The 22263-nt window shown below is 63.3% G+C and carries 21 protein-coding genes; 10 read left to right on the top strand and 11 right to left on the bottom strand.

The window, feature by feature from the left end; all coding sequences use genetic code 11:
• From GJ668_RS11875 to GJ668_RS11855, 5 genes are all read left to right on the top strand, one after another.
• Positions 1-531 (top strand): transposase (locus GJ668_RS11875; protein ID WP_155450362.1); only part of this gene is annotated, 531 nt, incomplete at its 5' end.
• Between the two features lie 51 nt (positions 532-582).
• Positions 583-1203 carry a cation:proton antiporter domain-containing protein gene (locus GJ668_RS11870; protein ID WP_343032211.1) on the top strand — a complete coding sequence of 207 codons (621 nt, stop codon included), beginning with the start codon at positions 583-585 and terminating at the stop codon, positions 1201-1203.
• Between the two features lie 323 nt (positions 1204-1526).
• Entirely contained in the window at positions 1527-2123 is a 597-nt protein-coding gene (locus GJ668_RS11865) for a MarC family protein (protein ID WP_155450361.1), read from the top strand.
• A gap of 166 nt (positions 2124-2289) precedes the next feature.
• Positions 2290-3024 (top strand): carbonic anhydrase family protein, encoded by a 735-nt coding sequence (locus GJ668_RS11860; protein ID WP_343032210.1) that lies wholly within the window; start codon positions 2290-2292, stop codon positions 3022-3024.
• 91 nt (positions 3025-3115) lie between these two features.
• The gene (locus GJ668_RS11855; protein ID WP_246194818.1) at positions 3116-3970 is read left to right on the top strand and encodes a hypothetical protein; all 855 of its coding nucleotides are present in this window, start codon (positions 3116-3118) and stop codon (positions 3968-3970) included.
• 114 nt (positions 3971-4084) lie between these two features.
• Here the strand turns inward: GJ668_RS11855 and GJ668_RS11850 are convergent, their stop codons facing one another.
• Genes GJ668_RS11850 through GJ668_RS11840 form a run of 3 tightly spaced genes read right to left on the bottom strand, consistent with a single transcriptional unit; the run spans position 4085 to position 6455 of the window.
• The gene (locus GJ668_RS11850; RefSeq protein ID WP_155450360.1) at positions 4085-5320 is read right to left on the bottom strand and encodes a vWA domain-containing protein; all 1236 of its coding nucleotides are present in this window, start codon (positions 5318-5320) and stop codon (positions 4085-4087) included.
• Between the two features lie 41 nt (positions 5321-5361).
• Positions 5362-5913 carry a hypothetical protein gene (locus GJ668_RS11845; protein WP_155450359.1) on the bottom strand — a complete coding sequence of 184 codons (552 nt, stop codon included), beginning with the start codon at positions 5911-5913 and terminating at the stop codon, positions 5362-5364.
• On the bottom strand, positions 5910-6455 hold the full coding sequence (locus GJ668_RS11840; RefSeq protein WP_155450358.1) for a PspA/IM30 family protein: 546 nt from the start codon (positions 6453-6455) through the stop codon (positions 5910-5912). The genes GJ668_RS11845 and GJ668_RS11840 overlap by 4 nt, the downstream gene beginning before the upstream one ends.
• A gap of 151 nt (positions 6456-6606) precedes the next feature.
• On the opposite strand from GJ668_RS11840, the gene GJ668_RS11835 reads away from it, so the two are divergent.
• The 3 genes from GJ668_RS11835 to GJ668_RS11825 all read left to right on the top strand — a co-directional run bounded on the left by GJ668_RS11835 (position 6607) and on the right by GJ668_RS11825 (position 10246).
• On the top strand, positions 6607-7308 hold the full coding sequence (locus tag GJ668_RS11835; RefSeq protein WP_155450357.1) for a response regulator transcription factor: 702 nt from the start codon (positions 6607-6609) through the stop codon (positions 7306-7308).
• A 1-nt stretch (position 7309) separates the two neighbouring features.
• Positions 7310-9265, top strand: a complete 1956-nt coding sequence (locus GJ668_RS11830; protein ID WP_155450356.1) for a sensor histidine kinase — start codon at positions 7310-7312, stop codon at positions 9263-9265.
• A gap of 531 nt (positions 9266-9796) precedes the next feature.
• The gene (locus tag GJ668_RS11825; RefSeq protein ID WP_155450355.1) at positions 9797-10246 is read left to right on the top strand and encodes a hypothetical protein; all 450 of its coding nucleotides are present in this window, start codon (positions 9797-9799) and stop codon (positions 10244-10246) included.
• Here the strand turns inward: GJ668_RS11825 and GJ668_RS11820 are convergent.
• The 4 genes from GJ668_RS11820 to GJ668_RS11805 all read right to left on the bottom strand — a co-directional run bounded on the left by GJ668_RS11820 (position 10189) and on the right by GJ668_RS11805 (position 15484).
• Complete coding sequence (locus GJ668_RS11820; protein ID WP_155450354.1) at positions 10189-12564, bottom strand: nitric oxide reductase activation protein NorD; 2376 nt, start codon at positions 12562-12564, stop codon at positions 10189-10191. The two genes, GJ668_RS11825 and GJ668_RS11820, sit on opposite strands and share 58 nt — an antisense overlap.
• 57 nt (positions 12565-12621) lie before the next feature.
• Positions 12622-13428 carry a CbbQ/NirQ/NorQ/GpvN family protein gene (locus GJ668_RS11815; RefSeq protein ID WP_155450353.1) on the bottom strand — a complete coding sequence of 269 codons (807 nt, stop codon included), beginning with the start codon at positions 13426-13428 and terminating at the stop codon, positions 12622-12624.
• A gap of 175 nt (positions 13429-13603) precedes the next feature.
• Positions 13604-13960: a ribulose bisphosphate carboxylase small subunit gene (locus tag GJ668_RS11810; protein WP_155450352.1), complete on the bottom strand. Its 357-nt coding sequence runs from the start codon at positions 13958-13960 to the stop codon at positions 13604-13606.
• A gap of 105 nt (positions 13961-14065) precedes the next feature.
• Positions 14066-15484, bottom strand: a complete 1419-nt coding sequence (locus GJ668_RS11805) for a form I ribulose bisphosphate carboxylase large subunit (RefSeq protein WP_155450351.1) — start codon at positions 15482-15484, stop codon at positions 14066-14068.
• Positions 15485-15708: 224 nt separating this feature from the next.
• Here GJ668_RS11805 and GJ668_RS11800 point away from each other — a divergent pair, with 224 nt between their 5' ends.
• Both GJ668_RS11800 and GJ668_RS11795 read left to right on the top strand, forming a co-directional pair.
• Positions 15709-16632, top strand: coding sequence for a LysR family transcriptional regulator (locus GJ668_RS11800; RefSeq protein ID WP_155450350.1), 924 nt, complete (start codon positions 15709-15711; stop codon positions 16630-16632).
• A gap of 115 nt (positions 16633-16747) precedes the next feature.
• The gene (locus GJ668_RS11795) at positions 16748-17233 is read left to right on the top strand and encodes a peptidylprolyl isomerase (RefSeq protein ID WP_155450349.1); all 486 of its coding nucleotides are present in this window, start codon (positions 16748-16750) and stop codon (positions 17231-17233) included.
• 172 nt (positions 17234-17405) lie between these two features.
• Here GJ668_RS11795 and mgtE read toward each other — a convergent pair whose 3' ends face one another.
• From mgtE to GJ668_RS11775, 4 genes are all read right to left on the bottom strand, one after another.
• The gene (gene mgtE / locus GJ668_RS11790; RefSeq protein ID WP_155450348.1) at positions 17406-18848 is read right to left on the bottom strand and encodes a magnesium transporter; all 1443 of its coding nucleotides are present in this window, start codon (positions 18846-18848) and stop codon (positions 17406-17408) included.
• A 63-nt stretch (positions 18849-18911) separates the two neighbouring features.
• Positions 18912-19778, bottom strand: coding sequence for a general secretion pathway protein GspB (locus GJ668_RS11785; protein ID WP_155450347.1), 867 nt, complete (start codon positions 19776-19778; stop codon positions 18912-18914).
• Positions 19775-21640, bottom strand: a complete 1866-nt coding sequence (locus GJ668_RS11780) for an AAA family ATPase (RefSeq protein WP_186343066.1) — start codon at positions 21638-21640, stop codon at positions 19775-19777. The genes GJ668_RS11785 and GJ668_RS11780 overlap by 4 nt, the downstream gene beginning before the upstream one ends.
• Positions 21641-21819: 179 nt before the next feature.
• Positions 21820-22251 (bottom strand): DUF29 domain-containing protein, encoded by a 432-nt coding sequence (locus GJ668_RS11775; protein WP_155450346.1) that lies wholly within the window; start codon positions 22249-22251, stop codon positions 21820-21822.
• Positions 22252-22263 lie beyond the last annotated feature (12 nt).

Below are 22263 nucleotides of genomic sequence, written 5' to 3'. Positions count from 1 at the left end.
GAGTTCGAGTACGAACGCCACGGCACCCAGGCACTGATCGCCAACTTCGAGGTCGCCACCGGGCGCGTCATCACCCCCTCCATCGGCGACACCCGCACCGAAGCCGATTTTGTGGCACACATCGAGCGCACCCTGGACACCGATCCGCTGGGCGAGTGGATCTTCATCGTTGATCAACTCAACACCCACCAATCGGCCAGTCTGGTCGAATGCATCGCCCAACGCTGTGGGATCGACAGCGACCTTGGTGGCAAGGGAAAAACGGGGATCCTCCAGAGCATGGCCTCCCGCGCCGCCTTTCTCCAGGATCCCGCCCATCGCATCCGCTTTGTTTATACTCCCAAGCACTGTTCCTGGCTCAATCAGGTCGAGATCTGGTTCGGTATCCTCACCCGTCGGTTGCTCAAGCGCGCGCGCTTCGCCTCCACTGATGAACTCAAGCAACGCCTCCTTGAGTTCATCGATTTCTTCAACCAGACCCTCGCCAAGCCGTTTCGCTGGACCTATATCGGCAAGCCGCTGATGGCATGAAATTGTCCAGTCAACTTAAGGTGCGCGGTACTAGGGTATTTCGCCGAGGCGATCGGCATTGGCGTTGCTGTGGGGGTCGGGGCCACCCTGGCCGCGACCTGGCTTTTGCGTCTTTGCACCCGTCGCGGTTGGATCAGCGAGACCTGGCGGCAACTCCCCGTGGTGGCGCTCGCCTTGTCCTGCTTTGCCCTGGCCCAGTTGCTTGGCGGCAGCGGCTTCATCGCAGCCTTCTCCGGCGGCCTTTTGTTCGGCGCCTTGGCGCAGCAGGAGAAGCATACATTTCTGCTCCCCGCCGAGGGCAGCGGCGACACCCTGGCCCTGGTCACCTGGGTGCTCTTCGGTGCCGGATTGGTGGGCCAAACGCTGGGCTACTTCAATTGGTCCGTGCTGCTCTACGCAGTGCTCAGCCTGACCCTAATCCGCATGCTTCCGGTCTACCTGTCCCTGTGGGGGCTGCCATTGCAGCCCAGAACCAAGCTTTTTATCGGCTGGTTTGGGCCGCGCGGTCTGGCCAGCATCGTGTTCGGTATCATGGTATTCAGCGCCGACTTACCCGGTGGAGGCATCCTGACCGGGACCCTAGTCTGCACCATCCTGCTGAGTATCCTGCTGCACGGCCTGAGTGCCAATCCGCTGGTTAAGGCGCTGACTCGAGCCTCGCGACCTTCTTGATCTCACGCAAGCACGCCACGTCGCTCGCGACCCTGCGCAAATACGCCGAAATCCTTAGCTTGCAGGATCGATATCCGACTAGCGCCGCGGTAACTGGGCCGGTGCACGCTCCAGGGGATATATCACCTGTGGATAGTTGCGCGTATGATCCCGGCGGCCTTCTTCATCGAGATTGTCTATGCAGTGCCACCAGACGCAAAATCCGTCTGGTAAGCAGGACATTCCCTGGCATTAGGGAGACGACATAGCCGGAATTTTCCGACTACGATAGGGCATCCACCGCGCTTGCATGACCAATTACTCAGCTTAAGAGGAGAACGCCTTTGGAACAGCAACTCCAGGCCATTGCCACAGTGCTCTCCCTCGTGAATCCCGCGATCTGTGGGGTGTTGTTCGCCCAAGTCGAGGGGGAAAGTTCGCGACGCAAGCATTTTGTCGACGCGACCAAGGCCGCGATGGCCATCCTCGCAATCCTGCTGGGAGCAGCCCTTGCAGGAACAAGGGTGCTGGACCTGTTCGGCGTATCGCTTGATGCCTTCATGGTTGCGGGCGGAGGCGTGCTCGCCTGGATGGGATTCTCGATGCTCAGCGGCAAGGGGTCCATTGCCTCGTCACCGGCAGCAGATTCAACACCTTCACTGACACCCCTGATCCTGTTCGCCGCCAGCCCGGGCACCATTACGGGCGTTATTACGATCGCGGCGGCCCACACGCGGTTGCAACTTCCGACGACAGCCCTTGTTGCCATCGGCGTAGCGGTCGCGACGACCTGGCTGATCATGATATTGACAGCAGTTCTCGCTGGCCGACGAAACGATGCAGGGTTTCTACGGGACACGATAACCCGTTTAATGGGGCTCCTTGTACTCTCGATGGGTGTCCAGTTCGCCTTGACCGGATTCCGCTCCTTTACAGTCTGAGATGCCTGCTTCTCGGACCGACGCTGGCGATTTTGGCCCCGGCGTCGCGGCCCAGCGCGCGGTAATACGCGCCTCCTACGCCGTCGAGAATTCGCCAACGCCTCGATGGCTTTTTGACCGATCACCCACCCCGTTTGTAGGATGATCATGGATGTTTCGCTAACGGATGCCAACTAACCAATGCTTTATGAGGAGCAATATAATGAAATATCAATCACTTTTGTTCGCAAGCGTTCTTCTCGGTCTAACGCAAGTATGCTTGGGACAAGACGCCGACTTACCATTAAGTCAAGCAGGCCAACAAGCCTTTACACCGGATCAAGTTCTTGAAGCGCTATTGGCTGGGAATGAACGCTTTGCTGCGGGCGAGGCGACTCAACGCGATATCACCGCGCGGATCGCTGCTTCAGCGCAAGGCCAATACCCGAAAGCCGTTATTTTGTCATGCCTGGATTCAAGGGTTCCGGTGGAAAAAGTTTTTGATGTCAGCATTGGTGACATCTTTGTTGGCCGTGTTGCAGGGAACATTGTGAATGAGGATCAGTTGGGCTCCATGGAGTTTGCAACGAAACTGGCTGGAGCAAAGCTGGTCATGGTGTTGGGTCATAGCCAATGTGGCGCGGTCAAAGGAGCCATTGACGGCGCCGAGTTGGGCAATTTAACCGCGCTATTGGCCAAGATCCGCCCAGCAGTGGATGGCGTGGAGGGGTTTTCCCCCGACCAGCGAACATCGTCTAACGATGATTTTGTCGAGCAGGTCATCGACCAAAATGTGCATGACATGGTAGCCCAGGTTAGAGAACAGAGTTCGGTCTTGGCGAATCTTGAGCAATCTGGCCAGATCAAGATCGTCGGGGCGTCTTACGACCTCAACACAGGCAAGGTCGAGTTAATCGATTAGCACGCGAATTTGCCCGATGCGAGAGTGAGTTGCGGGACAGTGCGGCCTGACAAGGCTGCGCGCCCCGCCCTGCCTGCCGTGCAACACCAAGGTGGACCGCGCGCCCTGGGATGCCTTCTCCCCAGCCAATCCGGACCCGTTGAACAACCAGGTCTTCCAGCTCTACGACCTGAGCACCAGTTGGAACCAGGCCGAGGACATCGCCGCACAGCATCCGGACAAGGTGAAGGAAATGCGCGCGATGTTCCTGGAAGAAGCGAAGAAGTATCAGGTTCTGCCGCTGGATGCCTCGGTCGGCGCTCGGGTTGCAGCCGCGCGTCCGAGCCTCACCGCCGGTCGCAACGAGTATGTCTACACCTCACCGATGACGGGTCTGCCGCAGGGCGACGCGCCTTATCTGCTCAATACCTCCTACACCATCACCGCAGACATCACCGTTCCCGAGGGTGGAGCCGAGGGCATGATCGTGACCTCGGGCGGGCGTTTCGCCGGATTCGGCTTCTACCTGCTTGAGGGCAAGCCGGTCTTCCTGTGGAACCTGCTTGATCTGGAGCGCATCAAGTGGGAAGGACCGGAGGCCCTCACACCCGGCAAACACAGCATCGAGTTCGCCTTCACCTATGACGGCCTCGGCGCGGAAACCATGGCCTTCAACAACTTCAGCGGCATCGGACGCTCGGGCACTGGCACGCTGAAGGTCGATGGCAAGGACGTCCAGACCATCAAGATGGAGAAGACCATCCCGATCATCCTGCAGTGGGACGAGAGCTTCGACGTCGGCTCTGACACCATCACGGGCGTGAACGACGCGGACTACCTGCCGCCGTTCCCGCTCACAGCGGAGTTGAACAAGCTGACGATCAAGGTTGATCGGCCGGTGCTGTCGCCGGCAGAGATCAAGACGCTGGAGGCAGGTTTGCAGAAGGTGGAAGCCGGTCGCGAATAGACGACTCGCTGATCCGGTCTGCAAACGCGCGGGCCACTTTCGAAAGGAGGTGGCCCGCGTTTGCGTTTAACCTCGCTGATGGAGGCATTTCTCGCAGAAGATTTGAGGCCGATTTCAATACACAGGCGCGGCCTTGTCGTAGCTCAGTCCCTTCTCGGCCGCCTGTTCGCGCACGGCACTGAAGATCTTATAGTCGAGCGAAGATTCCGCCCCACCCTCGGCCTCGACCTGGGACTTGAGATAGTCGGCGCGCTGGGCGGAAAGATCCTTGATCTGTTGTTTCACCTCCTCACGCTTGGTGGCCTGCTCATCGATCAGTACGCGCCGTGCCTCGGGTGTCAAATTGGCCAGTGGTGCGGGCAGTTGCGCGTCCGGTAGCTCGGCCAGATCGACCCGACCGCTCGCCACGTCCTCGATCAGTTCGTTCTCGCCCTTCAGACTCGCCTCGCCGCTCTCGGAGGCCACGAATCCAGCGCGCCGCGCCAGCACCGCCGGTGCGGCGGCGGCCTGAGTCGCCTTGGTAGCGGCAAGCTTCTCTTCCTTCTTCGCCCGCTCTTCGGCGCGACCGTAATAGATCCGCGTTTCGTCGAGTTCGGCCGAGAGCTTGGCCAGCGACTCGTCATAGGGCGTGGCGATGGCTACCGCGCCGCCGCTCTGCTCGACCTGGAAATACCCGCCGTTGCCGAGTTGCGCGATCCGCCGCCATTCCTGGGTCGTGTCGGCGAGCGTGCCGCATTGGATAGCGTTGACCCGAATCCCGCGTGTCTGGGCCTCGGTCAGGGTCTGCGTATAGGGGACGTCGTTGGGATAGTCCAGATGCGCCGGGGCATCGCCGACCAGGAAGATGACGCGATAGACGCCTGGATCCCGACTCCAGCCGATGCGGTGCAGCGCCTCGTGGAGCGCCTGATTGACGCTCTCCGGGCCATCACCGCCGCCCTGGGCCTGGAGCTGCATCAGCTCGGTGTGGAGGCCGTCGAGATCCTTGGTCAAATCCACCACGCGGGTCACATAGTCGTCACCGCGATCGCGATAGGCGACCAGACCGATGCGTATTTCGGGTGCGGGCTGGGCGGCGGCCATGGTCGCGGCGATCGACCAGATCTTGTCCTTTGCCGCCTGGATGAGTCCGCCCATGCTGCCGGTGGTGTCGAGCACGAACACCGCTTCGATGACCGGATGCTGGCGGGTGTCGGGCATAGCGACCGGATCCTGTTCGACCAGCGGAACGACGGGTGTGACGGGCGGCGCCGATTCGGCCGAGCGCAGAGCCGGATAGTAGAGGACGGCGGCTCCCGTGAGACCGAAGAGCGACAGGGCGATGAGCTTGGTTTGCAATGGCGTTTTCATGATATTGGCCTCGTGATGGCTGTATTCGGGGCGGGATGGGTTCAACGCAGCAGCCGGGCGAGCGCCCGCTCGGCCGCGCGTTCGGCGGTCTCGAAGGGATCGGCGGTCGCTGACGCGCGCCGCTCGGCGTCCGGGCCACCAGGGATGAGGACGAACAGCGCCTGGATCAGGAACAGCGTCCAGAGGGCGAGGAACAGGCTGCCGGTGTGTTCCAGCGCCCAGAGACCCGCCAGACCGCCGAGCAGCAGCAGGCCAAGATCCAGGAGTGCCGACAGCGGTCGTCCGTGGTGATAGAGCGCGCGCACCAGCCAGACCAGCCCGAGTTGAACGAGGATCTGCAACCCGAGTCCGCCATGCAGGAGCGCGACCAGCAGACTGACGCCTGCCCACAGGATCGGGACGGCGATCCGTCCAGCCGGCTCCCGAGCGCGTGCGAGCAGATAGAGTCCATAGCCGAGTCCCAGACCAATGCAGAGTCCGTGCGCCAGGGTGTAGGACGGCAGCCAACCGCCGAGCGCGCTCTGGACGATCGAGGCCAGCAGCGCCGCCGTTAGAGCGACCAGGACGCCTTCGCCGAATCCGGGGCGGCTCATGACCGTGCCTCCCGCCGGCGCTTGGCCTGCAACAGGGCGACCTCGACCTCGGCGTCCCAGATCCGCGGATCGGCGCCGGTCCAGACCGGATCGAAGTCAGTCGAATCAGGCTCGGACTCAGCGTCCTGAATGGCGGCACGTGCCCGCAGATCGGCGAGCCGCGACTCGCGCTCGGCCAGGAACGGCACGCGCCGTGCTTGTTCAGTTTCGGCCTCGCGCCGACGGGTGCGGAGCGCTTCGAGCCGGCCTTCGGTCTCCAGACGGCGGCGGATGACAGGACGCGCCAGATCCTCGCGCTCGGCGGCGAGACAGTCGTCGAGCGCCTGCCCGTTCTGTTCGAGGACGCGCTCCTGTTCGGATTCGCGCTCGCGCAGACGCTGGAGTTCGCGCTCCAGGCGGTGCAGTTGGCGTCGTTCCAGGTCCAGCGTCTGCTCCATTTCGCGGATCGCCTGGGCGAGCACCAGCTCCGGCGCTTCCAGCCGGTCGAGCACGGCATGGAGATCGGCGCGCAGCAGGCGCGAGAGTCGTGTGATGAGTGCCATGTCGATTGCCTCCAGAGTCTCGGTGTCGATTCCGTGACTTGAGTCTAGGGAGGCGAGCGGCAGGATTTTAGGCCAGCCGACGTAAAAACCGGCGTCAAAGTTTTACACTGAATTTACCAATCCCAGGTCCGTCCGATACCATCCTGAAGCGATGCGCAAACAACGTCTGCTGATCATCGAGGACGAGGAACCGATCCGGGTCGGTCTGGAGGATCTGTTCGTCTATCACGGCTTCGAAGTCGACTCGGCGGCCGATGGCCCCGGTGGACTGGCCAAGGCGCTCACCGGGCGCTTCGATCTGATCCTGCTCGACATCATGCTGCCCGGACTCAACGGCTTTGCCATCTGCGACCGCGTCCGCGCTGTCGATCGCGCCCAGCCCATCATCATGCTGACCGCGCGCACGGCCGATGCCGACATCATCCAGGGCTTGCGGCTCGGTGCCGACGACTATGTCTCCAAGCCGTTCTCGGTCACCGAGCTGGTGCTGCGGGTGCAGGCGGTGCTGCGCCGCCGTGGCGCGACGAGCGACGCGGCCGAGCGGCTCCAGCTCGGCGACCTGGAGCTCGACACCGTCAATCTGCGCGGTCGGCGCGGCGCCGAGGAGATTCCCTTCACCCGCCGCGAAATCGAGATCCTGTGCTATCTGGCCGCCCACGCCGAGCGTCCGGTCTCGCGCGAGGAACTGCTGAACAAGGTCTGGGGCTATGCACGCGACTGCGGTCTGGAGACCCGCACGGTCGATATCCACATCGCCAAGCTCCGGCGCAAGATCGAACCTGATTCGGCCAAACCGTGCCATCTGCTGACGGTGCGCGGCGCGGGCTATCGCCTGCAGGTCGATCCGGCCTGACATGCGACGCGGCAGCGACCATGATCGCGCCCGCCACCGGCTGCGGCTCGGGATCGGACTCTTTGTGCTGGCGCTGGCCGCGCCGAGCCTGTGGCTGGTCTACACCGCCTATGATCAGATGAAGTGGGAGTCCTTCCGGCAGCAGCAACTGGCCGCCGAGGGACTCGCCGAGCGGATCGACCAGACGCTCGCCGCGCTGGCGCGGGCCGAGGATCGACGTCCGATCGAGGATTATGACTTCCTCGCCCCATCCGCCGATCCGGCCAGCCCCTATCGACGTCGCTCGCCGCTGTCTGAATGGCCGCTCGCGCCCACGATCCCCGGACTGCTCGGCTGGTTCCAGGTCGCCGCCGATGGCACCCTGAGTTCGCCGCTGGTACCGGAGGCGGGATCAGCGCCCGCCGCGTTGGGGATCGATCCGGCCGATCTGGCTCAACGTCAGGCGCGCGTCCAGCAGATCCAGGGCATTCTGGTCGGCAATCGGCTCGTCGAACGCGACGCCCAGGCGCGCGAATCCGAATCCGCCTCGCCGGTCCTGGCACCGGCGACCGCGCCCGCACCGGAGTCCTCGGTGTCGATGCAGGATGAAGCGCCGAACCGTCTCTCACAGTCCGCTTTCGAGGGACTGGCGGCCAACGAGCGGCTTGCGTCCAAGTCGACCACGGACACGGGGCAGGCACTCGGTCGTGTCGATGACCTGAAACTGGATCTGGAGCTCGCCGAGCGTGGGCGACGCAAGGACGCCGCGACCGACGCCAGCGCCCCCCAGCCCGCCGCTGTGAATCTATTCGCCAGCACCGTCGAACCCTGCGAGGTCGGCCGGCTCGACAGCGGACATCTGCTGCTGTTTCGCACCGTCTGGCGCGGGGGCGAGCGTTTGATCCAGGGCGCTCTGATCGAACAAACGCCCTTCCTGGAGCAACTGATCGGCGTCCCGCTGACCGCGACCGCTCTGGCGCGCACCACGCATCTGATCGTCGCCTATCGCGGCGAGGTGCTGGCCAGCTTCCGCGCAGAATCCCCCGATGACTATGCCAGCCGCGCCACGCGCCTGGTCAGCACGAGTCCACCCCCATTGACCGGCGCCCTACTCTACCGCGCGCGCATGGCCGAACCCTTCGGCGGACTGGAACTGATCTTCAGCGTCAGCCGCCTGCCCGCTCCGGCCGGCGCGGCGGTGATCGGCTGGATGGCGGCCACGCTCGCCCTGGTGCTGCTCGCCGGTGGCTGGCTGCTGTACCGGCTGGGGATGCGCCAGCTCGATCTGATCCGCCAGCAACAGGACTTCGTCGCGGCGGTGAGCCACGAACTCAAGACGCCGCTGACCTCGATCCGGATGTACGCCGAGATGCTGCGCGCCGGTTTCGCCAGCGAGGAGCGTAAGTCGACCTACTATCGGTTCATCCACGAGGAGAGCGAGCGGCTGTCACGGCTGATCGCCAATGTGCTGCAACTGGCGCGCATCGGGCGCGAGGCCCTGGTGCTGGAGCCGCGCGTCATGCCGATCGGCGAACTGATGGCGCTGGTGGTCGAGCGGGTCGCGAGCCAGATCGAGCGCGCCGGCTTCCGGCTGGAACTGAGCAGTGACGACAGCGAAGCCGAGCTGCTGGTCGACCCGGACGCCTTCGTGCAGATCCTCATCAATCTGGTCGACAACGCGCTCAAGTTCGCCGCTGAGGCCGAGACGCGCTCGATCCGTCTCGACTGCGAGACACTGAGCAACGGGCGTGTGCGGGTTTGTGTGCGTGATTTTGGGCCGGGGATTCCGCGCGATCAGCGCCGGCGGGTCTTCCAGCTTTTCCAGCGCGGTGACATGGCCAAGAGCCAGGCGATCCCCGGAACGGGCATCGGACTGGCGCTGGTCGAGCGTCTCACGCACGCCATGGGCGGGCGGGTGGAAGTCATGGCGGCTGAGCCGGGGGCCGAGTTTCGGCTGGAGTTTCCGCTTAACCGCTAGCCATCAAGACTGGCTGGGTACTGTCGGCGATGTTGGCTGTTGGCGTGTTGACTCTGACCCCGCTGTCTGAGCCGTGAACCACGGATAACCTGGATGACGGGCGGCCTGTGCCGCCATTCCCAGCATGCATCCATACAGGAAGGCGCACCCATTGACCGCTCCAAACCACTGATAGGCGTATGTCATGTCCCTGCTCCCTTGCTGGCGGATGCGCTTGCCGGGATGGTCCGTCGTCGACCTGGACTGGCGCGGCTTGGGGAGCGGATGTGGTCTCGACCCGGTCGGGGTTCAATCGCCAAGAGGGCCGGGAATCCGTCCCCGTCGTTCGTGATCCTTACGCCTTCAGCTTAGTTCAGTGGGGCACTCTTCAACGCGACGGACATCACAGATTCAACTGAATCGTCACGAACGAGGCAAGATAGACGCCACCCCGGATCGGGGATCGTTACACAGCGTGATGGACTATCGCGGCCGGTACTAATTTGGTACTAATCACTACTAAATTAGTAGTTCGCTCCAAGGTTGTACCCCGTGAAAGTCCCACTGTCTCCGCCCAATCTCGAAGTCCTGTTGCGGTCCATCGTCGAGGTCGGCGGTGTCGAGCGTCTGAACCGGCTGTTGGGCGATCCGGCCGGTCCCGCACCGAACGGACGCTATCTGCACTGGGACGAACTGAGGTATCGCCAACCACCTCCCGGACTCAGTGCCGACGACTGGTGGTTCTCGGTCAAGACCGCCCGGCGTCTACTCTACAAGCCCATCCCAATCACGGACAAGACAGGACGTCCATTCGTCTTTGCGCTCGTCGATCCGGTCCTCGCGCTCCTGCATCGCCTCGATCGTGTCTCAGGGCGCGTCTGGAAGCGGCCGAATCCGGGCGACAGTCCATCAGTCGCTCGGATGAATCGGGCGGCTGACGCTCGTCAGCCCGTCAACGCCGCGAACACCGCCGGCAGCCGCTCGGGTAGCCGCTCGACCTGATCGACGACCGAATAGGCGTTCTCGCCGAAGATGCGCGCCACATAGCGGTCGGCTTCGGGGTCGAGGGTCAGGCAGTAGGTGTGGATGCCCTTCATGCGCAGATCGTCGACGGCCTTCTTGGCATCGTGGCGCAGATACTGCGGGTCGCGCTCGTCGATGTCGGCCGGCTCGCCGTCGGTGATCAGCAGTACCAACCGCTTCTGCGCCGCCTGCTGGGTGAGATGCCAGCCGGCATGACGCAGGGCCGCACCCATGCGGGTGGATAAACCGCCCTTCATGCCGGCAAGCCGCGATTTGGCCTCGTCATCATAGGGCCGGTCGAAGTCCTTGAAGCGATAGTACTGGACATCGTGCCGCCCGTCGGAGGCGAAGCCATGCACAGCAAAGCTGTCCCCAATGGAATCGATGGCCCAGGACAGCAGTCCAGTCGATTCGCGCGTCAGATCCAGGATGCGCGGCGCCTCTTCATAGCCCGGTTCGCCCTCCTTGACCCCGACCTTTTCGTTGGTCGACTCCGAGAGATCCATCAGCACCAGGATCGCCAGATCGCGCACATGGCGGGTGATACGGATGTTGATGCGCGGATCGGGCATCACGCCGCGCCGGATGTCGATCATGGCGCGCACGGCGGCGTTCAGATCCAGTTCCTCGCCTTCCTCGTAGCCGCGTCGGCGCACGATGCCCTGCGGCTGGAGCGCGTCGATCAGATGGCGGATGCGGCTGGCGACCGGTTTGTGCTTGGTCAGGATCGCATCCATGCTCTCGGGATCGCCCCGGCCCTGACGGCGCTCGATCACGGTCGCCCAGTCCGGGCGATGGAGCTGCACCTGATAGTCCCATTCCTGATAGTGATAGGGTTGAGAAACCGGCTCTTTGCCCTCCAGCTCGTTGATGGTGCAGCCCTCCTGATCGAGCCAGAAGGGTGTGGATAGCGTCCAGATCTCCTGGGCGTCGTCGCCGGCCAGCTCGCAGTCGAGCTCGTTGACCATCTCCATGACGCTGACGTTGCGCCGCACCTGCTGCTGGCTGGCGGGCAGATAGTCCACGCCGCGCGTCATGAACAGGTTTTCGTCGAAGTCCCAGACGTAGTCGTTGTCGTCGCGATAGGGGATCGGCCAGTCTTCGAGAATGCGCAGACTGGGGACGGCGCAGATCTGGACCGCACGGTTGTAGAACTCGACCCCGGCGATCCAACTGATCCGGTTGTCCTCGGGCGTGGCAGCGAAGGCGGCGCGGAAAGCCTCGGCGGATTCGTTGACGAGCGCCTCGGAATCGCGATAGTCGGCGTCCAGCAACGCCTGCGCCAGACGCATCATCAGGTCCAGCAGCGGATGGCGCGCGCCCGGTTCATCGGCTCCGGCCGGCGCCGTGAAGAACTGGAGCCAGAGCTTTTTCAGTCCAGGGAAGTCGCGCATCGCCAGCGACTCGATCCGCGCATCCTCGAACAGCCCGATGAGAATGCGCTGGGCCGGATTGAGCTGCTCGGCGCTCATGGGCGCGCTGGTATAGACCATGTGCGCGGCACAGTGCGCGGCCGCCGCACGATAGAGTTCTACACCCGAGATCCCGCGCCAGGCGTCGAAGGCGTCCGGCAGATGAATCTGGAAATCCTCGATGAAGGGCTTGAGTCCGGTGCGCGACTCATAGTCGCCGGAGGTCGGGCGCATGAAAAAGGCCCGCGCCCAGAGCGCGCGCAGATAGAAATTGAGCTTGCGCTGGTTGTCGACGAACAGCGTGCCGCGCCGCTCTTTCTGCAGCACCGAGCGCGAGGACTCGGTCTGGAGTCCGAAATAAGCCAGTTGACCGTCGAGATCGCGTGCATGAGCCTGCGCGCCCCACAGCGCCCAGCGCCGCAGTCCGCCGAGCGTGAGCTTGGAGAGCAGCTCGTCCATGTTCTCCATCATGGGTCTCAAGCCCCGTGGAGACTTGCCGGCGAGCTGATGGAGCAGATTGAGATAGCCGCGCATCACCTCGATGTCGCTGAGTCGGTTGGCCGCCAGCGGCATGGTCGCCATCATCAGCGTGATGACGGTTCCCGAGGTGTGTGAGGCCAGCTTCATCAGGGAGCTGACGACATCCGGGATGATGTCCTCGCCGACCTCCTTGGCCACGCCCGGCATTTCCTGGACATAGGTCATCACCAGATCCGGCCCCTTGTTGAGGCCGCACATGGCGCGGATGCCGGTCAGATAGTGTTCAAGTCCCCGAGGGGACATCACCCGCGCGGCCTCGTGATAGCTCGATTCCAGCGCCTGGGCGTGCTCGTGCGCTGGATCGGCCTTGAGGCAGGCGAGGTATTCGCTGAAATCGATGCTCATGGCTTCATCCCGGATCGAAGATTGACACCCAGTGACGGACGCTTACGGACGAACGGCTCAGAAATAGGTGTTGACCGCCGCGTCCAGGGTGTCGCGCATGTCGGGATCGTCGGTGAGCGGACGCACCAGGGCCATCTGCGCGGCCGCCTGTGGCTCGACGCCCTTGCCGATGAGCTGCGCGGCATAGACCAGCAGACGGGTCGACATGCCTTCGTCGAGTCCGTGACCCTTGAGGTTGCGGCTGCGGTGCGCGATCTGCACCAGCTTCTCGGCGGTTGCCTTGTCGACGCCGCCCTCGTGGGTGACGATCTCAGTCTCGATCTCAGCGGTCGGATAGTCGAAATCGAGCGCGCCGAAACGCTGCTTGGTCGACTGCTTCAGATCCTTCATCAGGCTCTGATAGTTGGGGTTGTAGGAGATGACGATCTGGAAATCGGGATGCGCCGTGACCAGCTCACCCTTCTTTTCGAGCGGCAGGTTGCGCCGATGGTCGGTGAGCGGGTGGATGACGACCGTGGTGTCCTGGCGGGCCTCGACCACCTCATCGAGATAGCAGATGGCGCCGATGCGCGCGGCCACCGTCAGCGGACCGTCCTGCCACTTGGTGCCGTTGATGTCGAGCAGGAAGCGTCCGACCAGATCCGAGGCGGTCATGTCCTCGTTACAGGCCACGGTGATCAGCGGCTTGCCGAGTTTCCAGGCCATGTATTCGACGAAGCGCGTCTTGCCGCAGCCGGTCGGCCCCTTGAGCATGACCGGCATGCGCGCGGCGTAGGCGGCCTCGTACATGGTCACCTCGTTGCTCACGGGGCAGTAGTAAGGCTCGTGGTCGATCAGGAATTGGTTGCTGTCGATGTCTGACATGGAAGCGATCCCCTTGGGTGCGATGGAGGCACCCGTCATACGAATGAGGGCCGATGGCGCTCAAGGCCCGGACAAAACGAAGCCCCTACCCCTTCGATGAAGAAGCAGGGGCTCGTGCGTACAGCCACTGGCGGGGCGCAGGGTACGCCGGAGCGGACCCTACAGGCGCGGTCGTTTAGACCGGCTTGCCGCGGAAGACCACCATCTCGGCGCCCTTGGACTGGGCGTAGTTGTCGAAGCCGATCAGACGCACGTGGTTATTGGGGTGCGCCTTGTGGCAGGCTTCGGCTTCCTTGAGAACGGTGTCGATGTCGGTCTCACCGAACATCGGCAGCTTCCACATGTACCAGTAGTGATCGAAGGCGTTTTCCGGCTCGGTGTGCTCGATAGCCGGGTTCCAGCCCTTGGAGATGATGTACGCGACCTGCTTGCGGATGCGGTCGGCATCCATCGCCGGCAGGTAGGAGAAGGTCTCGAACTTGCGGCTGTTGACGTCTTCGAGGCTGGAAGTGTAATCCTGCATTTCGCTCATGGGTGTGATGCTCCGATTTGGTTAGGGGTCAGGTTCGATGTATTGAGCGTGGCGGTTGGGATGGGCTTGACGTGGTAACGCGACCCATCCCAGCCATCCAGGCGATTACTTGTGCGCAACGTCGAGCTTGTCGACGGTGTCGAACTCGAACTTGATCTCCTTCCAAGTCTCCATGGCGATCTTGAGCTCGGGGCTGGAGGCCGCGGCCTTGGTGAGCACTTCCTTGCCTTCCTTCTCAATGGCCACGCCCTGGTTGCGTGCCTCGACGCAGGCTTCCAGCGCGACACGGTTGGCGCAGGCGCCGGCCGCGTTGCCCCAGGGATGACCCAGGGTGCCGCCACCGAACTGGAGCACCGAGTCGTCACCGAAGATGGTCACGAGCGCCGGCATGTGCCAGACGTGGATACCGCCGGAGGCGACCGCGAAGGCGCCGGGCATCGCGCCCCAATCCTGATCGAAGAAGATACCGCGCGAACGGTCTTCCTTGACGTAGGACTCACGCAGCAGGTCGATCCAGCCCAGGGTGGAAGCGCGGTCGCCTTCCAGCTTGCCGACCACGGTGCCGGTGTGCAGGTGGTCACCGCCGGACAGACGCAGGATCTTGGTCAGGACGCGGAAGTGGATACCGTGGTGCGGGTTGCGGTCGAGCACCGCATGCATGGCGCGGTGGATGTGCAGCAGCACGCCGTTGTCGGCACACCACTGAGCCAGACCGGTGTTGGCACAGAAGCCGCCGGTGATGTAGTCATGCATGATGATCGGCGCACCGATCTCCTTGGCATACTCGGCACGCTTGTACATCTCTTCCGGAGTCGGCGCGGTCACGTTCAGATAGTGACCCTTACGCTCGCCGGTCTCGCGCTCGGCCTTGTCGATGGCGTCCATGACGAAGTCGAACCGCTGACGCCAGCGCATGAAGGGCTGCGAGTTGACGTTCTCGTCGTCTTTGGTGAAGTCCAGACCGCCGCGCAGACACTCGTAGACCGCACGGCCATAGTTCTTGGCCGACAGACCCAGCTTGGGCTTGATGGTGCAGCCGAGCATCGGACGGCCGTACTTGTTCATCATGTCGCGCTCGACCTGGATGCCGTGCGGCGGGCCGTTGCAGGTCATGACATAGGCGATCGGGAAGCGGACGTCTTCCAGACGCAGGGCGCGCACGGCCTTGAAGCCGAACACGTTACCGACGAGCGAGGTGAAGACGTTGACGACCGAGCCTTCTTCGAACAGGTCGATCGGGTACGCGATGAAGGCGTAGAAGCAGGTGTCGTCGCCCGGCACGTCTTCGATGGCGTAGGCGCGGCCCTTGTAGTGATCCAGATCGGTCAGAAGGTCAGTCCAGACGGTGGTCCAGGTGCCGGTTGATGATTCAGCGGCGACGGCGGCGGCGGCCTCTTCGCGCGGTACACCCGCCTGCGGGGTGATCTTGAAGCAGGCCAGGATGTCCGTGTCCTTCGGGGTGTAGTTGGGCATCCAATAGGTCTCGCGGTACTCTTTTACGCCCGCGCTGTAGGTCTTAGCCATTCTGGATCGTCCTCTGGATTAGGTTCTGTGGTGAGGTCCGGATCGACCGGCCTGGCCGGCGCCGTGGCACCCGACTGTCGGCCCTGGTCGAAACCTGGGTGCGATTATTAGCAATAAACCACATAATTACTACTAAATATTGCTTATGCTAGATATAACTCATAGCTTATGATCGATGTATCAATCGATTCTATTGAGTCCACAGCGTCACGAGCGTCCTAACCATGCATGTCTCACTGCGCCAACTGCGGGTCTTCGAGGCCGTTGCACGCCATAACAGCTACACGCGCGCCGCCGAGGAGCTGCATCTGAGCCAGCCGGCTGTTTCGATGCAGGTGCGCCAGCTGGAGGACGAAATCGGGCTGCCGCTGTTCGAGCGTCTGGGTAAGCAGGTCGTCGTCACCGAGGCCGGACGCGAGGTGTTCCATTACAGTCGCGCCATCGGTCAATCGCTGCGCGAGATGGAAGAGCTGCTGGAGTCGCTCAAGGGTGTGAGCCGCGGCAGTCTGCGCATCGCCGTGGCCAGCACGGTCAACTATTTTGCGCCGCGGCTCATGGCCATCTTCCAGCAGCGTCATCCGGGGATCGGGCTACGGCTCGATGTCACCAATCGCGAGAGTCTGGTGCAGATGCTCGACAGCAATTCGGTGGATCTGGTGCTCATGGGCGTACCGCCGCGCAACGTCGAGGTCGAGTCGGAAGCCTTCATGGACAATCCGCTGGTGGTGATCGCCCCGCCCGATCATCCGCTGGCCGGCGAGTCGGCCATTCCGCTGGCGCGTCTGGCCGAGGAGGTCTTCGTGATGCGGGAGGAAGGCTCGGGCACCCGTCAGGCCATGGAGCGCTTTTTCAGTGAGCGCGGGCAGACGATCCGGCACGGGATGCAGATGACGCGCAACGAGGCGGTCAAGCAGGCGGTGCGCTCGGGACTTGGACTGAGCGTGGTCTCGCTGCACACCATCGAGCTGGAGCTGGAGACACGACGGCTGGTGATCCTCGACGTCGAGGGCTTTCCGGATCGGCGTCAATGGTATCTGGTCTATCGGCGCGGCAAGCGGCTCTCGCCGGCGGCCAGCGCCTTTCGCGAGTTCGTGTTGAGCGAGGCGGCGCGGATCGCCCAGCCGAACCGGATGTCTGCGTCGGTTTAGCGTTCACACCTTTCCGCCTCGCGCCAAACTCCTTACCATGCGCGAACAGGCTTTCTAAGACCACGGGCGCGCTCGTACCGAGCCGTCATCAACCCCCACTCGGAGCATAGACCGAATGATCAAACTGACCACCAACCACGGCGACATCCTGATCGAACTCGACGCCGAGAAGGCCCCCAACACCTGCGCCAACTTCGAGCAGTACGTCCGTGACGGTCACTACGACGGTACGCTCTTCCACCGCGTCATCGACGGCTTCATGATCCAGGGCGGCGGCATGAATCCTGACTTCAGCCAGAAACCCACACGCGCCCCGATCGAGAACGAAGCCAAGAACGGACTCAAGAACCAGGCCGGCACCCTCGCCATGGCGCGCACCATGCAGCCGCACTCGGCGACCGCACAGTTCTTCATCAATGTGTCCAACAACGATTTCCTCGACTATCCCGGCCAGGACGGCTGGGGCTACTGCGTCTTCGGGCGCGTGGTCGAGGGCATGGAAACGGTCGAGGCCATCAAGGGCGTCGCCACCGGCAGCCGCGCCGGACATCAGGACGTCCCCACGGAAGACGTGATCATCGAAAAGGCCGAGATCGTCTGACCCAGCGTCACAGCCCTCCCCCCAGCCGCCGCTACGACGCCGGCCAAGCGGGTTGGGTAGCGGCTGACGGGGGTGTCGACCGCATGGATGCGGTCGTCAAGCCTCCAGGGACGGATTCACGGCGCCCCCCGACAGCCGTTACCCGACCCGCTCCCCCACCCACACTCCCGACTCAAAGCAAAAACAACGTCGCCAACCCCAGAAAGATGAAAAACCCGCCCGAATCGGTCAGCGCCGTGATCATCACCGAACCGCCGAGCGCCGGATCACGCCCGAACCGCTGACGCATCAGCGGAATCAACACCCCAGCCGTCGCCGCCAGCAACAGATTGAGCGTCATCGCCCCGACCATCACCACGCCCAACGCCAGATTGCCATAGAGCACCCAGACAACCACTCCGACCACCCCGCCCCAAACCACACCGTTGATCAGCGCCACCCCAACCTCCTTGACGAGCAAACGCCACAGCGCCGAGTGATCGACCTGCCCCATCGCAATGGCGCGCACGATCATGGTGACGGTCTGATTGCCTGCGTTACCACCGATCCCGGCAACGATTGGCATCAGTGCCGCCAGCGCCACTAATTGCGCGATCGAAGCCTCGAACAGATCGATCACCCGCGAGGCCACGAAAGCCGTCACCAGATTGATCGCCAGCCAGGCCCAGCGATTGCGCAACGACCGGGTAATTGGTGCGAAGATGTCCTCCTCTTCGCGCAAACCCGCCTGGCTGAGAATCTCGGCCTCGGACTCCTCGCGGATGCGGTCGACCATATCGGCCACCGTTACCCGCGCGATCACACGCCGCTCACCATCGACCACAGGCACTGAGATCAGATCGTAGCGCTCGAACGCCGCCGCGGCCTCGTCGGCATCGTCTTCCGGCTTGAAGGTCACCAGCGACTTGGATTTCATCACCTCGGAGACGAGTCGCTCCGGCGCGTTGATGAGCAGCGACTCCAGGGTCAGGACACCACGCAGACGCTCCTCGCGATCAACGACGATGAGCTTATCGGTATGATCCGGCAGCTCCTCGAAACGGCGCAGATAGCGCAGTACCACCTCCAGGCTCACGTCCTCGCGTACCCGGACCATGTCGAAGTTCATCAGCGCCCCGACCGTGTCCTCTGGATAGGACATGGCCGCGCGCACATGCTCGCGCTCCTCCTGGTCCAGGGCTTCGAGCACATCTTCCATGACCTCGGGCGGCAGGTCGGGCGCCAGATCGGCCAGCTCGTCGGCATCGAGCGACTCGGCGGCGGCGCGGATCTCGTTGCTGTCCATGGTCTCGATCAGCGACGGGCGCACCGCGTCTGAGACCTCCAGCAGAATCTCGCCATCCTTGTCAGCACGCACCAGATCCCACACCAGATGGCGCTGATCGCGCGGCAGTGCCTCCAGGATGTGCGCGATGTCGGCCGGATGCAGCCGATCGAGCTTGCGCCTGAGCCAACCGATGGTCTGACGATGCGTGATGGAGTCGACCAGATCCTGATGCTGGCCCTGCTGGCGATGCATCAGATCCTCGACCAGACGCTGACGCGCGAGCAGTTCGCGAATGTCGCGCAGATGGCGTTGCAGCACGTCCGAATCGTGGGGCATTGGCTCGGTCATCGAGGGACTCGATTGGTAGTTGGAATAGCCACTGCCACGCAGCCGCTTAGGGGCGCGAAGCGATCAGCGAGACACGTAAAAGGGATTGCCGAGATAACTGAGCACGGCGCCATCCTTGAGAATCCGCTCGACCCGCAACCCCTCGCGCGTCTCTTCGCCCTCGCGATAGCGGAGCGTATTGATGACCACGAAGCGCTTGTCGACGTCTGGATCGTAGACATGCACGGTCATCAAATAACCGGGCACGGCGGCCTGTTGCTGGGGCGTCAGCTTCAAACGGGTCGGATCATCGCCGATCTTGAGCGGCGCTCGCGGGCGCTGAGACGCCGGCGGCGGCAGACCCTGCTCGCGCCGTACCTGCTGCTTGAACGCTTCGATGTCCTGGAGCAGATCGTTCGGCACCGATGTGTCCCGTGGCGGCTCCAGCAGAATTTCGCGCGCGGCATTCATGGCCGCCTGCTCGGCCTCCAACTGACGCAACAGATCGCGCTCCCAGTCGGGATCGACATCGGCGTTAGCGGTTTGATTCGGCGGTGCGGCATCCGCGACCGGGCGTGACAGCGGCGGCTTGGGCGGTGGCGGTTCGACCAGTGGACCGAGTGCCGCACTCACGGCGCTGGAATCGGAGCCGGGCGCCCCAGCTACGGACGACGGCCGCTGGGCCTCTGGCTGGATCATGGGTACCGGATCGACCCTGGGCACGTCCATGACTGACACGGGTGCTGTCGAGCCAAGTCCCGCTCCTCTGAACGCGGCATAGAGCGCAATGACGACCGCGAGTGCGGCCAGGCCGACCGCGAGCAACGCCCAGTGATTGGGCGGTGGCGCCTCCTTGTCTTCGATGAACAATCCACTGGTGTCCAGGGTTGGGACCTGGCCGAGTTCGCGTTCCTGCTGGGACTTCTTGAGTGCTTCCAGGATGTAACTCATGGCCCGGCCTCCTCCATGGATTGCGTGGCCGCCAGGTCTTCATCGAGCTGTGGAATCTCATCCAGGCCGATGGTCTGATAGAGCGCGATGAAGGTGCGCGGACCGGCGATGCCATCGGGCGTCAGTCCCTTGGAGATCTGGAAGGCACGCAGCGCGCTCTCCAGCGTCACATCGAAGCGATCATCCGGGCCGGGCAGCATGGTCAGTCCAGGCACGCGCGAGACCAGCTCGCGCAACCAGCGCACCGGCTCGCCGACCGCGCCCGGTCGAATCAGGGTCGAGCCGTCCGGCGGCAGCAGCCAGACCAGACGATAGTCGCCTGTCCAGGCTGACTCCAACTCACTTACGGGGACGCGCACCGCAGGTCCGTCGGGACGATCGAGCGTCGCCTCCAGCGCCGACAGCTCGCCCAGCACCACATAGCGCGGCGCGCCATCCTGATCGGCCATGCGCAACAGCCCCGGCAGATTGAAGAACCGCACATGGCTCAGACGTCCCTGCTCCGATTCGCAGGCCAAGCCGAATGGACGGATGTGCGCGCAGGGATCTCCGGCATTGATCGTTCTAAGATCCAGACCCCAGCGGCGCAGCAGCACGCGCATGGCTTCAGACTCGGGCAGCGCCAGCGACTCGATCGACACGGTGCTGTCTTCCGGCATGGGTGTGACTGGCGTGGCGGCGGACACCGGCGTCGACAGCTCGGGATCTTCCACGAGGATCGGCTCGGGAACCGGCGCATTCGGATCGACGGCTAATTCAGGCGCCTCTGTCTCTGTCTCTGACTCCGGCGTCGTGATCGGTGCTGGCTCGGCGACTGACTCGGACACGGCGACATCGAGCTGAGGCTGGAGGTCAGGGTCAGGTGCAGACAGGTCGGCGGATTCGATGAGCGCCGTGATCGAAGTCTCGCCGCGCACCCAGTCAGTCAGGAGAGCACGTCGCTCAGGTGTGAACCAGGTCTGTGCCAGCCAGCCGATGAGGGCCGCCATCAGAAACGAGGCCAGCGCGATCAGCGCCAGCCGTCGTGGCGAGCGCGGCGGCGGACCGTCCAGCGCCTCACCCCGTACCTCGCGCGCTGCCGTGGCGACGATGCCCGGATCGACCTGTGAGCCACGGGTCACGCAGGCGCCGAGCAGGGCGCGATCACAGAGAATATTGATCACCCGTGGAATGCCGCCCGAATAGTCCTGGATGCGCCGAATGGCGCGTGCCGTGAACAGCGGACGGTCGACCCCGGCCACGGCCAGACGATGGCGGATGTAGTCGCCGGTCTCTTCCAGATCGAACGGCGTCAGATGAAAGCGCGCCGTGATGCGCTGATCGAGCTGACGCAGCGCCTGGGTCTCCAGCAAGCGGCGCAGCTCGGGTTGTCCGATCAGAAAAATCTGGAGCAGCTTGTGCTTGGTGGTCTCCAGATTGGTCAGCAGCCGCACCTGTTCGAGTGCCTGACGCGGCAGATTCTGTGCTTCATCGATGATGAGCAGCGGTCGGCGTCCATTGGCATAGGCGTGCAGCAGAAAGCCGTTGAGCGCGTCGATCAGCACCTTGTTCGAGCGCTTGCCGCGCGGCAGCTCGATACGGAACTCCTCGCAGATATTGGTCAGAAGCTCGTTGGGCGACTGTACTGGATTGAGGACGAGTGCTACGTCGACGCCCTCGGGCAACTGTTCCAGAAAGGCACGGCAGACGGTGGTCTTGCCGGTGCCGACCTCGCCGGTCAGAAGCACGAAGCCGCCGCTCTCGCTGGCGCCATAGAGCAGATGGGCGAGCGCCTCCCGATGCTGGTCGCTCAGGAACAGATAATGCGGGTCCGGGGCGATCGAGAAACTGGACTCCTTGAGTCCAAAATATTTCGGGTACACGCTGGCTGCTCGATAGGGTGTACGCCCGCACCGGAAGCGGTTTGGCTGGTCGGCTTGGATCTCTGGTGCGGGGCGTGGATGGCTGGAACCGGGCGCCCGTCGCGGCGCGCCCGGTGAATTGGCGAGAGGTTAGTCAGGGTGCCTGGAGGCGTCAAGCGAACCAAGGCGCGACATGGCGCCTAATCCGGCCAAAATCCCTCGTCCATCATCTGCGCGAAGCTGAATGGACAACGGCTATCGAAGGTGGATTCGGCAAGACCGGTCTCGCGCTCGGCCTCCAGGCGCGCGAGGTGGTAGGCACGCTCGATGGCTTGATCCAGTTTGGACTTCAGGCTGGGATTGTCCTCCAGATGCCCGGCCAGACGCAGACGCTGTTCCTTGATCGAGAGGCGCCAGGAGTTACCGCGTAAGGCGGGCTGGAAGCGCCATTTGAGCAGGTGCAACAGCAGGATCACCAAGCGATTGACGAGTTCGCGCTGTTCACTGCGCCCCATGCTTTCGATCTCCTCGATCATGTTGGCCGTATCGATTTCCTCGAGTCGTCCCGCCCGCAACAGATCAGCCTGTCGATAGGCCCAGGCGTGAAAATCGGTTTCATACAGTGTCGCCATCCGATTACCCTC

The sequence above is a fragment of the Allochromatium palmeri genome, from assembly GCF_009720725.1.
GTDB lineage: Bacteria > Pseudomonadota > Gammaproteobacteria > Chromatiales > Chromatiaceae > Thermochromatium > Thermochromatium palmeri.
This window is presented reverse-complemented; position numbering and strand designations above follow the sequence as displayed.

Coding starts and splice junctions, on each gene's coding strand:
- GJ668_RS11860 (WP_343032210.1), top strand. CDS start 2,290: ATGCCAACTAACCAATGCTTTATGAGGAGCAATATAATGAAATATCAA.
- GJ668_RS11850 (WP_155450360.1), bottom strand. CDS start 5,320: ATGAAAACGCCATTGCAAACCAAGCTCATCGCCCTGTCGCTCTTCGGT.
- GJ668_RS11845 (WP_155450359.1), bottom strand. CDS start 5,913: ATGAGCCGCCCCGGATTCGGCGAAGGCGTCCTGGTCGCTCTAACGGCG.
- GJ668_RS11840 (WP_155450358.1), bottom strand. CDS start 6,455: ATGGCACTCATCACACGACTCTCGCGCCTGCTGCGCGCCGATCTCCAT.
- GJ668_RS11835 (WP_155450357.1), top strand. CDS start 6,607: ATGCGCAAACAACGTCTGCTGATCATCGAGGACGAGGAACCGATCCGG.
- GJ668_RS11830 (WP_155450356.1), top strand. CDS start 7,310: ATGCGACGCGGCAGCGACCATGATCGCGCCCGCCACCGGCTGCGGCTC.
- GJ668_RS11820 (WP_155450354.1), bottom strand. CDS start 12,564: ATGAGCATCGATTTCAGCGAATACCTCGCCTGCCTCAAGGCCGATCCA.
- GJ668_RS11815 (WP_155450353.1), bottom strand. CDS start 13,428: ATGTCAGACATCGACAGCAACCAATTCCTGATCGACCACGAGCCTTAC.
- GJ668_RS11810 (WP_155450352.1), bottom strand. CDS start 13,960: ATGAGCGAAATGCAGGATTACACTTCCAGCCTCGAAGACGTCAACAGC.
- GJ668_RS11805 (WP_155450351.1), bottom strand. CDS start 15,484: ATGGCTAAGACCTACAGCGCGGGCGTAAAAGAGTACCGCGAGACCTAT.
- GJ668_RS11800 (WP_155450350.1), top strand. CDS start 15,709: ATGCATGTCTCACTGCGCCAACTGCGGGTCTTCGAGGCCGTTGCACGC.
- GJ668_RS11795 (WP_155450349.1), top strand. CDS start 16,748: ATGATCAAACTGACCACCAACCACGGCGACATCCTGATCGAACTCGAC.
- mgtE (WP_155450348.1), bottom strand. CDS start 18,848: ATGACCGAGCCAATGCCCCACGATTCGGACGTGCTGCAACGCCATCTG.
- GJ668_RS11785 (WP_155450347.1), bottom strand. CDS start 19,778: ATGAGTTACATCCTGGAAGCACTCAAGAAGTCCCAGCAGGAACGCGAA.
- GJ668_RS11775 (WP_155450346.1), bottom strand. CDS start 22,251: ATGGCGACACTGTATGAAACCGATTTTCACGCCTGGGCCTATCGACAG.